This is a genomic window from Streptomyces sp. NPDC059037 (assembly GCF_042740015.1).
In the GTDB taxonomy this organism is placed as follows: Bacteria; Actinomycetota; Actinomycetes; order Streptomycetales; family Streptomycetaceae; genus Streptomyces.
Window position 1 is genome coordinate 1 of the sequence record NZ_JBHYIG010000065.1, and the last position, 12,767, is coordinate 12,767.

The following is a 12,767-nucleotide window of genomic DNA, read 5'->3' on the forward strand; positions in this document are numbered from 1 at the left end:
CAGGCCCCGCCGTTTCCGGGCAACCCCAACAGCCCCCCGGGGGCGGGGATTTGCACCCCCCCCTCCCCGAGGGGCCCACCGCCGGGGGGCCCCCCCAGGCGGGCTCGGGTGCGGTCCAACCCCGGGCACGACCCGCGGGCTAGGCGCGGCAGGTCACGTCACGCTCGGGCAGCTTCCCGGTGGCCAGGTAGGCGTTGACCCGCCGGTCCGTGCAGGCGTTGCCGTAGTCGCCGTAGACGCCGTGCTGGTTCGCTCCGGGGAGGGTGAGCAGCCGGGACTTCGACCACTGGTCACGCATCCGGCGGGCCCCGGAGTAGGTGGTGCGTGTGTCACCGGTGGCGTTGACCAGGAGCGCCGGCACGTCGTTGTCGACGACGGTCGGCTTCTCGGCCGGGGCGTCCCAGAACTCACAGGCGGAGATGTTGTACGTCAGCGGGGCGGCGAAGGGTGCCTTGTCGCGGGCGGCCTGGATGTCGCGCCAGTAGCTGTCGGTCCCGCGGCGGGTCGCGACGTCCCCGCACAGGATGGCGGCCTGCACGCTGCCCTGGTGCGAGCCCGCCTCGGTCGTCAGGTAGGTCAGCACTTCGCTCAACTCCGGCCCCGGCTCCACGTGTTCGCGGTCGGCGGCCCGCTCCAGCGTCCTGGTCATGGTGGCCAGAACGGCGCGGTTCTCGTCGCGGTCGCCGCCCAGACCGCCGAAGTAGACGACGGGCAGGGAGTGCTCGTCGACCCGGAAGTCCCCGACCCGCAAGGGCTTGTCGGCCGCGGCCTCGTGGATGTGGCGCACGGTGGCAAGGACGGCGCCGGTCGTGGCGCCGAGCCCGTAGGTGTCGTCGCGGGCCGCGGTCCAGGCCGCCCAGGCGCGCAGGGCCCGTTCATTGGCTCCGGTGGCGTCCGCGAGCAGGGTCTGGCTGTAGCGGGCGGGGTCGATGACGCCGTCGAGGACCATGCGGTCGGTGCGGCCGGGGAACAGTTCGGTGTAGACCTCGCCGAGGTAACTGCCGTACGAGTAGCCGAGGTAGGAGATCCGCTTCGCGCCGAGCGCGGCCCTGACGACGTCCATGTCGCGGGCGGTGTTGCGGGTGCTGACATGCGGCAGCACGTCGCCGTTCGTCCGCCTGCACCGCTCGGCCAGGTCCCGCTGGCGTGCGACGGAGCGCTGGTATCCGGCCCGGTCGCGGCCGGCCGAGAAGACCATCGAGCCGATGTCCCAGCCGCAGTCCAGCGGCGTGGAACGGCCGACGAACCGTGGGTCCATGCCGATGAGGTCGTACTTCCCGGCCACCTTCCCCATGGTCTCGCCGACGGTGACCGGCATCTCGAGGCTCGGGCCGCCGGGGCCGCCGTTGTTGAGCAGCAGCGGGCCGACGCGGTGCGCGCGGTCGGTGGCGCGGAGACGCGAGACGGCGACGGTGATGGTCCGGCCGCCGGGGTCGCCGTAGTCGAGCGGCACGGTCAGGTCGGCGCACTGGGCGCCCGCTGCGTCCAGCTTCTTTCCGGTGGTGTCGTCGGGGCCGACCGTGCAGTCGTGCCAGTCGACGGACTGACCGTGGTAGCGCGCGAGGCCCGGCGGCCCCGTCGCCTCGTCGGCGGCAGCGGCGGGTGAAAGGCCCGCCCCCACGGTCAGTATCGCCACACCTGAAACAGCAGCCCGTATATAGGAGTTCATCCGCATGCACCGCACGCTAGGCCGCGGCACCGGTCCGTCTCGCCCCGGCCATCCCCCGAGTTCTTCCTGTGGCCAGCCCTACCCTCAGCCCTGGAGAGGCTGAGGGCAGGCGCCGGCCTTGAGCGGGTGCGCTGACGGTTACTCCGCCATCTCGTACGCCCCCGACAGCGCCTCGACGCGCTGCCAGACCCGGCCCGCACGCGCCTCGTCGACGGCCGGGCGCCGGACGGCGCCGAGCGCCCAGCGCTGCTGCTGCTCGGTGGCGGAGTCCTTGCCGTGCAGCTCGACGGCGTGCGCGGAGAAGTCCCGTACGAGGACGGCGAACAGCTCGTCCAGAACGTCCTCGTCGAGCTCCGTCAGACGCGCCTGCTCCAGGACCAGCTGGCCGTGCACGACGAGCGCGAAGAGCTGGCCGACGGCGAGCAGCAGGTCCAGGTCGCGGCTCTGCTCCTCGTCGGGGGCCGCGGTGGTGACGAACTCGCAGAGGGCGTCGGCCTGTTCGCGCAGGCGGCCGACGTTGGGCAGGTGGGCGTACGCGTCGTAGGCGGTGCGCCAGTCGTGGAAGCGGATGGAGCCCAGGCCACGGGCCGGTCCCTGCCGGAAGAGGAAGTCGTCGTCGGCCGCGTCCAGGCGGGTGGGCACCGGCTCGTACTCGGCCGGGTTCAGGAGGTGGTTGCCCATGAACTTGAGGATCAGCGCGAGGTTGACGTGGACGGTGCCCTCCAGCTTGGGCAGGCCGCGGATCTCGACGGCCGCCTGGGCGAAGTAGTTGTCCTTCTCGAAGCCCTTGGCGGCGATGACGTCCCACATCAGGTCGATGACCTTCTCGCCCTCGGTGGTCACCTTCATCTTCGTCATCGGGTTGAAGAGGAGGTAGCGGCGATCGTCGGGGCCTGCCGAGCGGAAGTAGTCGACGGCCCGGTCGCTGAACAGCTTCATGCCGACGAGCCGGACGTACGCGTCGGTCAACTCGCGCCGCACGTGCGGGAAGGCGGTGACGGGGCGGCCGTAGAGGATGCGGTTCTGCGCGTGGGTGACGGCCTCGTACATCGCGTGCTCGCAGATGCCGATGGAGGCGGTGCAGAGGTTGAACTTGCCGACGTTGACGGTGTTGAGGGCGGCGTCGAAGGCGGCTCGGCCGGTGTGCAGGACGTCCTGCGGGGCGACCGGGTAGTCCTCCAGGCGGAACTCGCTGACGTACTTCGACGAGTCGACGACGTTCTTGACGAGGTGGTACGCCTCGTGGCGGCTGTCGGCGGCGAAGAAGACATAGCCGTCGGGGCCCTCGACATCGGTGCGGCGGCCGAAGACGGAGACCAGTCCGGCCGCGTTGCCGTTGCCGATGTAGTACTTGGAGCCGGTGGCCCGGAAGCCGCCCTGGCCGTCGGGCTCCAGGAGCATGTCGGTGGAGTAGATGTCGGCGCCGTGGGACTTCTCGGACAGGCCGAAGGCGAACACCTCGCCCTGCGCGAGGAGTTCGGCGGCGCGGGCGCGGGCGGCGGCGTTGTCGCTCTGCCAGACCGGGCCGAGGCCGAGGATGGTGACCTGCCAGGCGTACCAGTAGTCGAGGCCGTAGAAGCCGAGGATCTCGTTGAGGGCGGCGATGCGGGCGGTGTCCCAGCGCTTGTTTCCCTCGCCGTCACCGGCGGCGGACGACGGCGTCAGGAAGGTCTCGAAAAGACCCTCCTTGGCGGAGAAGGCGAGGAAGTCGCCGAGCCAGGCCCGGGTCCGGTAGTCCTCGATCAGCTGCCGCTTGCCGCGCTCCTCGAACCAGTCGACGGTGGCGCGAAGCAGCCTGCGGGTCTCGGGGTCGAAGTGCGCCGGGTCGTAGGTGCGCGGGTTGAACAGGAGCGCGTCGGTCATGGGTCACGCCTTTCGGCTCGGAGGGTGTGAGGGGTGGTGGCGAGTCGGCGGAGGGTGGCGAGCACGTCGTCGAGCCAGACGAGCGTCATCCGCTCGTACGCGATGCCGCCGCGCAGCACGACGTGCTGGAGCTCACGCCCGGCGTCGGGCGGACCGGCGGCGGGCGCCCCCGCCCCCGACCCCGGGAAGTCGCGCTCCTCGCCCGCGAGGTAGTGGGCGAGGCGCTCGGTGTGCACCTGCTGGTACCGCTCCACCTCGCGGATCAGCGCGGCCGGGTCGTCGAAGGCCGCGCCCCGGATCTTCACGGCGAGGTCGTGCCGGACGCTCTCGGGTTCGATCGGCTCGTGCAGCCATGCGGAGAGCGCGGCCCGTCCTTCGGCGGCGACGGCGTACTCCTTCTTGTCCGGACGGCCGTGCTGCGGCACGTCCCGGACATCGAGCAGGCCGTCGCTCTCCATCCGCTTGAGCACGCGGTAGATCTGCTGGTGGGTGGCGGTCCAGAAGTATCCGATGGACCGCTCGAACCTGCGGGCCAGTTCATAGCCCGAGCCCGGCTGCTCCAGGAGGGACACGAGGATCGCGTGCTCGATCGCCATACCTGGATCTTGCTGTGCAACTAGTTGCATAGGCAAGGGCGACCGCCCCGGTGAGACGCGGCTCACCCCCTCGGACCAGGGGCGGGCGGGATCACCGCCCGCCCCCGGTCAGCTGCGGATCCGGTCAGACCGTCGCCGGCTGTGCCGGTGGCGCTGCGGGTTCCAGGCGGCCCGCCCGGTGCAGGCCGTAGAGCGCGGCCGAGCAGCCGAGGCCCACCACGAGCAGCGCGAGCCAGGGCAGCGCGGACATGCCGGCCTCCCGGGCCGCGTCCAGGGCCGCTCCGGTCAGCAGGTTGCCCGCGGTGATCCCGATGCCGCAGATGGTGTTGTACAGGCCGTAGTGCGTGGCGACGAGACGGTCACCCGAGAGCCGGACGATGGTGTCCATCTCGAAGGGGTACGCGACCATCGTGCCCAGGGCCAGCATCAGTGCCGCGAGCATCGGCGGAACGGCGGCAAGGAGCCAGCGGCCGGTCCCGCCCTCCGGAACGGGCAGCGCCGTGGCCGCGAGCAGCGGCAGGAACGCGGCGCCCATCGCCAGAAGACCCCAGGCAAGCGCCCGCCCCGGATCCAGGTGCTCCTTGCACCAGGCGGTCACCCGGGTCTGACCGAGGATGGTCGCCAGACCGGATGCGGCGAAGAGCAGCGCCACGGCGACGGTGCCGAACCGACCGTCCCCGCCGATGCGTCGTACCTCCAGCGGCAGGGCCAGATAGACCTGGAACGACAGGACGTACGAGCCGATCATGGCGAGGGAGAAGAGCAGGAACGCCCGGTTGGCCAGCACACCGCGCCACTGGGACAGCACGCCTTCCCGGACGCCGTCCTCGCCGCCTCGGGTATCGCTCCCCCTGCGGGCGGGGAGCGCACGGATCTGTACGACGCTGAGCAGCGCGAAGATCGCCGCCGAGACCAGGCAGGTGATCCGGAAGTCGACTCCGGTCAGCAGCATGCCCACCAGCGGGCCGAGGAGGATGCCCGCCTGGTAGAAGACGTTGAACAGCGCGAAGGCCTCCACGCGGCGCTCCCCCGCGTCGGCGGCCAGATACGCGCGCACCGCCGGGTTGAAGAGTGCCCCCGCGAAGCCGGTGGCCGCCGATGCCGCGATCAGCGCCGGCACGGAGTCCACCAGGCCGAGCGTCGCGAAGCCGACGGTGCGCAGGACGCATCCGGCGACGATCAACGGCTTGTAGCCGAACCGGTCGGCGAGCGTTCCGCCGATGAGGAACATGCCCTGCTGGCTGAAGTTGCGTACGCCCATGACGAGTCCGACCAGCCAGCCGGCCAGGCCGAGGGACCCGGAGAGGTGCTGTGCCAGGTACGGCATCAGCATGTAGAAGCCGAGGTTGATGGTGAACTGGTTGGCGAGGAGGAGCTGGACGCTCCGGTCGTAGGAACGGACCTGCGCGATGGTGCCCTTCACCGGTCCGCTCCTTCCACGCCTTCGCCGCGGTCCTTGACCAGGAGCGAGAGCGGGTCGACGACGTCGGTGCAGCGGGTCCAGCGGTTCACTTCCTTTTCGTCGGGCCGGCCCACCACCTCCGGTTCCGGCGCGGGGACCACCCCCGACAGGCCCTTCTCGGCGCAGTATTGGTCGTCGTAGACGGTCTCCAGGTAACGCTGAGGCCCGTCCGGGAAGACCGCGACGATCCGTGTGTCCTTGGGAAGCGTGCGGGCGAGCCAGCCGGCCACGAGCGCGACGGCTCCGACGCTCCAGCCGCCCGTCGCATAGTGCGATGCCGCCAACTGGCGGCAGGCCCACACCGATTCGGCGGGCGCCACCCAGTGCACCTCGCTGAAGTTCTCGTACGCGACATTGCGCGGGTAGATGCTCGACCCGAGCCCGCGCATGAGCCGGGGCCTTGCGGGCTGGCCGAAGATGGTCGAACCGACGGTGTCCACGCCCACGAGCCGCAGCTCGGGGTAGAGCTGACGCAGGACCCGGGAGATGCCCGCCGAGTGGCCGCCGGTGCCGACACTGCAGACGAGTACGTCGACATGGCCCATCTGGGAGGCGAGTTCCAGGCCCAGGGGTGTGTACGCGGCGACGTTGTCGGGGTTGTTGTACTGATCGGGGCACCAGGCGCCGGGCAGCTCGGCGAGGAGTTCGCCCACCCGGTCCCGGCGGGCCTGCTGCCAGCCGCCGGTGGGGTGTGGTTCGGACACCATGTCGACCGTGCCGCCGTAGGCGGCAAGCAGCCGGGTCATGGAGGGTTCGAGGCCCGGGTCGGTGACGAGGGTGACGGGGTGGCCGTAGGCCATTCCGGCCAGGGCGAGGCCCAGACCGAGGGTGCCGCTCGTCGACTCGACGATGGGGCTCCCCGGCTGCAAGTCGCCGCGGGTACGGGCCCGTTCCACCATGTGGAGTCCGGGGCGGTCCTTGATGCCGCCGGGGTTGAAGCCTTCCAGCTTGGCCCAGAATCCCCGGTCGGCCGGGGTGAACGGCTCGGACACCCGCAGCAAGGGGGTGTTTCCGACGAGCCCTTGGAGACTGGATCCCGTGGGATGGAAGTCACTCGTGGTCAGGGAGTGCATCTGGTTCGCTCTCATTTCGCTGTAGAAGCTGTGCGGGCGCTCGTCTCGCACGGAGCGCTTGTCGGGCGCGCCGTGCGGCGGATCGACCGGGGCCGACCGCAAGGGCCGCTTCTAGATCAGCCACCTGCACAGGGCGGCGAGAGTGATCCGGCCGCCGCTCGGCGCCGGTCCGTGCGCCCCGCCGGAGAGCCCGTCGGCGGGTGGCCGGACGGTGGTCTGCGAAATGGAGACCGCGGGCGTGTACGGCAGGGCGCGTACGGGTGCGGGAGCGGGCCTGCTGGGGCCCGGGTCGGTGACGGAACAGTCCTCGCGCGCCTCCGGAACCAGGGGCGAGCTGGACACCTGGCCGGAGCGGCTCGGCGTGTGGGCTGCCTCGTGTGACGGCTCGGCGGCGCACGGCACCAACGTGAGGAGCAGAACGCTCAGAGTGGTCCAGATGAGGACGATCCGGTGCCTGAGGCGCGGATCGACGGAGCAGGGCTGCACAGATCCTCCGTGCGGCGGCGGCTGCCCGCGCCGGGACATCCCGGGCAGGGCAGGAAATGGGTGGGGGCGGCTGTGAACCGTCGACCATCCCCACGCCGCGCGCAGAAGGGCACAGGAGGGAGGTCAGACGCCGAGAGGCGCTGACCTAGATACGCAGAACCGGGGACTCCGCCGCATGCGGTATCGGAACGACGAAGCCCCGTACGGCAGATGGATGGACGTGCGCGATGTGCGGCGCCTCGTCCTCGACCGCAAGGCCCAGTGGAGACAGAGCGGGGACATCCACTTCGGGCCCCTGGGACGGCTGCCCGAGGCCGCACTCCTCGAAGGCGTGCTGCCCGCCGTGGTCTCCGTGACCGCCGCTCTGCTGGTCGGGGGCGTCATGCTCGTGCGCGGCACTCGCGGCACTCGCGGCACTCGCGGCACTCGCGGCGCGTTGCACGGTGGCGGAGTGCCGGGCGTCCACGGCCTGCGCCGAGACGCCTTCTGCCGACTTCAGGTGACCCAACGTCGCATCGGGGCTCGCCGCATGGGTGTACAGCAGACCGAAGAGGATCAGGCCAAGGCCAAGGAGACGCAGCGGAGCCGCTGATGAGCGACTCCGCAACACACCGGAAAGTGACCTGGCTGTCATCACGCCGTGATCCTAACCGGTGCCCGCGCCCGCGGCTTCAAGATCTCCGCGAACATCGCGTGAACAAGCCATTCCTGTCAGGACGGCGCCAAGGGGTCCGTGGAGGGCATCACAGGGGTGTCATTTCTCGGAGGCAGCCGCGAGCATGTCGATCGCCACACGTCCCGGTCCGTCCCCCTTCGACGAGGAGACTCCCTGTTGAACACGTCACCGGTGAACGCCGCGGCCGGCCGCACACACCGTCTGGACCCGGCCGGCGGCTGCCCGCACGCGGACAATGCCCGGCTGCTCGCGCAGGGCGCCGTGACGCCGGTGGTCCTGCCCGGCGAGGTGGCGGGCATGGCGGTGCTCGGCCATGACGCGCTCAAGGAGTTCCTCGCACACCCCGATGTCGCCAAGAACGCCCAGCACTTCGCCGCGCTGCGGGCCGGCGAGATAGCCGACGGCTGGCCGCTGCGGACGTTCGCCACGGTCCAGGGCATGACCACGGCCGACGGCGCCGACCACCGGCGGCTGCGCTCCCTGATGAGCAAGGCGTTCACCGCCCGCCGGGTGGCGGAACTGCGGCCGCGGGTAGAGGACTTGACCACCACGCTGCTCGACCGCCTCGACCGGGCCGCCGCCACAGGGGGCGGAATCGCGGACCTGCGTGCGCACTTCGCCCTGCCGTTGCCGATGGGCGTCATCTGCGAGCTCCTCGGCGTGGACGCCGAACACCAGGACCGGCTGCATCACCTGTCGAACCAGATCGTCGCCACCGACATCGGACCCGAAGAGGCGATGGCGGCCAACCGGGAGATGGTGGAGGTCCTCGGCGCGGTCGCCGCGGCCCGCGCCGCCGACCCCGGCGACGACCTCACCAGCGCGCTGATCGCGGCCCGTGAGGAGAACGGCGACCGGCTCGGCCCGCACGAGCTGCTCGGCACCCTGATGCTCACGATCATCGCGGGGCACGAGACCACCCTCAACCTGATCACCAACGCCGTACGCGCCCTGTGCGCCCACCGCGATCAGCTCGCCCTGCTCCAGTCGGGCGAGGTGCCCTGGCCGGCAGCGGTGGAGGAGACCCTGCGCTGGGACAGCCCCGTCAGCTACTTCCCCTTCCGGTATCCGACCCGCGACCTGACGCTCGACGGCACGGTCATCCCCAAGGGCACACCGGTACTTGCCGGTTACTCCGCCGCGGGCCGCGACAAGCGGGCCCACGGACACGACGCGGACCGCTTCGACCTCACCCGCGACACCGCCACCCGGCATCTCTCCCTGGGCCACGGCCCGCACTACTGCGTCGGCGCGCCCCTGGCCCGCATGGAGGCCACCATCGCCCTGGAGCGGCTTTTCACCCGCTTCCCGGACCTGGACCTCGCCGCACCGGAAGCCCAACTGCCGCGCCACGCCTCCTTCGTGGGCAACAGCGTGCGCAAGCTGCCGGTGCGGCCGGTCCCGTGACCGGTCGTCAGATCACCTCAGCCGCCTACGTGCCGCAGTTGCCGGAGGTGGGCTGGTCGGCGAAGCGTTGGCCGAGCCACTCCAGCGCCGGGCCGTTGCCCTGAATCGCCGTCCCCACATGGGACTGCCCGGCGAAGGTCGTCCACTGGACGGCGTGCCCTTTCGCACACCAGTCGGCGCGCAACTTCTGCCCCACCGCGTAGGGGATCGTCTCGTCCGCGTCCCCGTGGTAGAGGAACGTCGGCGCCGAGGGCCGCTCGGCCCCGATGAACTGGTCGGCGATGGCCTGCTGCCAGTCCGGCTGGTCCAGCGGGTTGGACGTCGTCACGTCCTCGATCGTCTTGCCGCGCCCGGCCTCGAGTACCGTCCCCACGCATTCGTTCCGTACCACGTCGGCGAGCTTGCGGCCCTCGTCGTTGAGGTACTTGTCGAGGTTCAGGGCGGGGTTGGCCGCGTCCTGCCCGACGGCGGACATCAGCAGATAGCCCGCGCTGTCCCCGCCCTCGAGCGAGTCGGCGACCTTGGCGAGATCGGCGGGCACACCGCCGCTCGCCGTGCCCTTGACCTTCAGTTCGGGCGCGTACGTCGCGGCCAGCTCGGCGGCCTTCGCGCTGGCGCCGCCGCCCTGCGAGTAGCCCATGATCCCTACGGGCGCCTCCTTGGCGACCCCGTACTTCGCGGCCTCGGGGTGCCGCTGGGCCGCGCGCGCCGCGTCGAGCACCGCGGTGGCCTGCGCCTTGGCGACCATGTAGGTGTGGTCGCCGGGTGTGCCGAGGCCCTCGTAGTCCGTGACGACGACCGCGTAGCCCCGGACAAGGGCGGCGTTGACGAGCGGCGCCTCGGCCGTCGTGCCGCCCGGGAATCCGGCGGACGGCGCGCACTTGTCACCGAGGCCGACCGTGCCTACGGCGTACGTGATCAGCGGGCGCGGGGTGGTCCTGCCGTCGTCGGGGACGATGACGGTTCCGGAGACGGCGTTGGGCTTCCCGTCGGCCGATGTCGACCGGTAGGTGATCTTCCAGGCCTTGGTGGGGGTGGGGACGCCCGGCGTGTACTGGAACGAGGACGGCTCCGAGCCGAGGATCTCGCCGGGGTCGGTCTTCTTCCCCGGCTTTCCCGGCTTCCCTGGCTTCCCTGGCTTCTTGCCGGGCTTGTCCTTGCCCGGCTTGTGGTGCTTGTCGTTCCGCTGCTCGTCGTTGCGCTGCTCTCCGGCGCCGGGTGCCTTCTCGGCGGCCTGCGCCGAGGGGGTCGCGTCCTGGGTGCCGGCCGGCGCGTCCACGCTCTGCGCGGCGGCGGATCCGGGCAGTCCGAGCACCGCCACCGCGAGCACGGCGCCTGCGGCCACCGGCCGTCTGCGTAACGCTGACATCATGCGGCTCTCCCAACTCTCCTGTGGGCAAGGGGGGTTGGCAGCACCGTACTGACCCGTCAGTAAGACAGCCATAGGCGTGCAGAGGTCGGTGGTGTCACGGGCCGGGGCGTGCGGCTACACAGTCCTCGTACGGTCGGCGCCACCGTCCTCGTACGCCTCACGCGCGTCGAGCAACTCGTCCCAGTGCGCGGCCGCCCACGCGCACGCCGCGTCCATCGGCTCCAGCATGCTGCGGCCCAGTGGCGTGAGGGCGTACTCCACCCGTGGTCGCGGGTCCTCGTACACCGTGCGTGACACGAGCCCGTCGCGTTCCAGGCCGCGCAGCGACTGCGTCAGCACCTTCGGGGTGACGCGGTGCAGCGGCACACGGAGCTGGGAGAAGCGGCGCGGGCCGTCCTGCAGACAGCGGAGGACCAGGGCGCCCCACTTGTCCCCGAAGCGGAACGGCAGCAGTGCCGACGGGCACAGCTCGTCGAACATGTCGGGCGGCAACGGCTGCTGCCGGTACGTCATGGAGATCTCCTGCCTCGCGCCGGTGCCGGCGGTATCCAAGTGGTAACCGCCCTCGCGGATACCTTCCGGAGCAACGACTCACCAGGAGGTATTCCGACGATGAGCAGGATCGTGATTTTCGGTGCGGGCGGCAGGGCCGGTCGGCAGGCCGTCGCCGAGGCGCGTCGCCGTGGGCACGGGGTCACCGCGGTGGTACGCGAGCCCGCCCGCTACGCCGGTTTGGCGGACGGCGGCGTACGGATCGCCGCCGGGGACGTCACCGACGCGGCGGATGTCGCCGCCCTCGCGGACGGCCATGACGCCGCGATCAACGCGGCGGCGGTGTACGGCGAAGGCACCGACCCGGACACCTTCTTCACGAGCGCGGCGCACGCCCTCGTCGAGGGCCTGCGCCAGGCCGAGGTGGACAGGCTCGTCACGGTCGGGCTCTCCTCGCTGCTGCCGGGCCCGGACGGTACCCGGCTCCTCGACGCCCCGGGATTCCCCGCGGAGTTCCGGCCCTTCTGCCTGGCCCACGCCGCCGGTCTGGAGGTGCTCCGCGCCCAGGGCGGCGCACTGGACTGGGTGTATGTGAGCCCGGCCGGCGACTTCGACCACGAGGGCGAGCGCACCGGCCACTACGACACGCGCGAGCACGGCGACATGGCAGCGCGCATCTCCTACGCCGACTTCGCCCTCTCGCTGCTCGACGAGGTCGAGGCCGAGACCCTGCGGCACGGTCGCAGCCACCTGGCCGTGACGTGACGGCAACTCATGAGCTCCTCCCGGCTGTCGGGGCGGGGGCCGACGGCTCCGTGATCAGGTCGAGCAGGAGCATGGCGTCGTGGTCGGGGGTGCCCGGTTCGGCGGTGTAGGCGCTGAGGCGTTGGCCCGGGGTGCCGTCGAGGTGCATGCTCTGGCCGCTGAGCGTGAGGACGCCGACCTTGGGGTGGTGGAAGGTCTTCGTGACCTTCTTGCGTCCGACGACGTCGTAACGCTCCCACAGCCTGGCGAAGTCCGGGCTCTTGAGGAGGAGTTCGCCGACGAGGCCGGTGAAGTCCGGTGCGTCGGGGTTGGTGCCGGCCTCGGCGCGCAGCCGGGCGACGCAGGAGCGGACCAGGTTCTCCCAGTCGGGGAACAGTTCGCGTGCGGCGGGGTGCAGGAAGAGGTAGCGGGCCAGGTTCCGCTGCTTCACCGGCCAGTCGGCGAGGCCCGCGTACAGGGCGAGGCCCGCGGGATTCCAGGCGAGCAGGTCCATGCTGCGGCTGACGATGTAGGCCGGGTTCGGCCGCATGGTCTCCAGGATCAGCTTCAGATGGGGGCGGACCGTCCGGCTGGGCGGAGGCGGCGGCTCGGGCGCGTAGCGTGCGGCTCGGGCGGCGAGCTCACGCAGGTGGTGGTGCTCGTCGTCGTCGAGCTGCAGGGCACGGGCGAGCGCGTCGACGACTCCGGGACCCGGCCGGGTCTCCTTTCCGCGCTCGAGGCGGGTGTAGTAGTCGATGCTGACGCCGGCGAGCGTGGCCAGCTCTTCGCGCCGCAGGCCGGGCGTACGGCGTACGCCGGGGCCGGGGGTGAGGCCGGCGCTCTCGGGACTGGTCTGGGTGCGGCGTGCGCGCAGGAAGCGCGCCAGTTCGTCTCCGCCGGTGTGCTGCTCGGGTGCCATATGCCCAG

Annotated in this window: 12 protein-coding genes; 3 read left to right on the forward strand and 9 right to left on the reverse strand. The window is 71.3% G+C overall.

Translation table 11 applies throughout. The annotated features are described in order from the left end of the window. Positions 1–139: 139 nt before the first annotated feature. From ACFWY6_RS16005 to ACFWY6_RS16030, 6 genes are all read right to left on the reverse strand, one after another. The gene (locus ACFWY6_RS16005; protein WP_384690030.1) at positions 140–1,675 is read right to left on the reverse strand and encodes an alpha/beta hydrolase; all 1,536 of its coding nucleotides are present in this window, start codon (positions 1,673–1,675) and stop codon (positions 140–142) included. Positions 1,676–1,807: 132 nt separating this feature from the next. Continuing rightward, entirely contained in the window at positions 1,808–3,532 is a 1,725-nt protein-coding gene (locus ACFWY6_RS16010; RefSeq protein WP_384690032.1) for an acyl-CoA dehydrogenase family protein, read from the reverse strand. Continuing rightward, the gene (locus ACFWY6_RS16015) at positions 3,529–4,128 is read right to left on the reverse strand and encodes a PadR family transcriptional regulator (RefSeq protein WP_384690035.1); all 600 of its coding nucleotides are present in this window, start codon (positions 4,126–4,128) and stop codon (positions 3,529–3,531) included. The genes ACFWY6_RS16010 and ACFWY6_RS16015 overlap by 4 nt, the downstream gene beginning before the upstream one ends. A gap of 124 nt (positions 4,129–4,252) precedes the next feature. After that, positions 4,253–5,551 (reverse strand): MDR family MFS transporter, encoded by a 1,299-nt coding sequence (locus tag ACFWY6_RS16020; protein ID WP_384690038.1) that lies wholly within the window; start codon positions 5,549–5,551, stop codon positions 4,253–4,255. Further along, positions 5,548–6,663, reverse strand: a complete 1,116-nt coding sequence (locus ACFWY6_RS16025; RefSeq protein ID WP_384690144.1) for a PLP-dependent cysteine synthase family protein — start codon at positions 6,661–6,663, stop codon at positions 5,548–5,550. Before ACFWY6_RS16025 ends, ACFWY6_RS16020 begins: the two co-directional genes overlap by 4 nt. Positions 6,664–6,774: 111 nt before the next feature. After that, a complete protein-coding gene (locus ACFWY6_RS16030) occupies positions 6,775–7,149 on the reverse strand; it encodes a hypothetical protein (protein WP_384690041.1) in 375 nt (124 codons plus the stop codon). A gap of 175 nt (positions 7,150–7,324) precedes the next feature. Between ACFWY6_RS16030 and ACFWY6_RS16035 the strand changes: the two genes are divergently transcribed. Then, positions 7,325–7,741, forward strand: coding sequence for a hypothetical protein (locus ACFWY6_RS16035; RefSeq protein ID WP_384690044.1), 417 nt, complete (start codon positions 7,325–7,327; stop codon positions 7,739–7,741). A 240-nt stretch (positions 7,742–7,981) separates the two neighbouring features. Then, positions 7,982–9,232, forward strand: a complete 1,251-nt coding sequence (locus ACFWY6_RS16040) for a cytochrome P450 (RefSeq protein ID WP_384690047.1) — start codon at positions 7,982–7,984, stop codon at positions 9,230–9,232. Positions 9,233–9,257: 25 nt separating this feature from the next. On the opposite strand, the gene ACFWY6_RS16045 is transcribed toward ACFWY6_RS16040, so the two are convergent. Further along, complete coding sequence (locus ACFWY6_RS16045; RefSeq protein WP_384690050.1) at positions 9,258–10,604, reverse strand: lipase family protein; 1,347 nt, start codon at positions 10,602–10,604, stop codon at positions 9,258–9,260. A 114-nt stretch (positions 10,605–10,718) separates the two neighbouring features. Continuing rightward, positions 10,719–11,117, reverse strand: coding sequence for a winged helix-turn-helix transcriptional regulator (locus ACFWY6_RS16050; RefSeq protein ID WP_384690053.1), 399 nt, complete (start codon positions 11,115–11,117; stop codon positions 10,719–10,721). 99 nt (positions 11,118–11,216) lie between these two features. On the opposite strand from ACFWY6_RS16050, the gene ACFWY6_RS16055 reads away from it, so the two are divergent. Next, positions 11,217–11,861, forward strand: coding sequence for an NAD(P)-dependent oxidoreductase (locus ACFWY6_RS16055; protein ID WP_384690056.1), 645 nt, complete (start codon positions 11,217–11,219; stop codon positions 11,859–11,861). Between the two features lie 7 nt (positions 11,862–11,868). On the opposite strand, the gene ACFWY6_RS16060 is transcribed toward ACFWY6_RS16055, so the two are convergent. Then, positions 11,869–12,759, reverse strand: coding sequence for a helix-turn-helix transcriptional regulator (locus ACFWY6_RS16060; protein WP_384690059.1), 891 nt, complete (start codon positions 12,757–12,759; stop codon positions 11,869–11,871). Positions 12,760–12,767 lie beyond the last annotated feature (8 nt).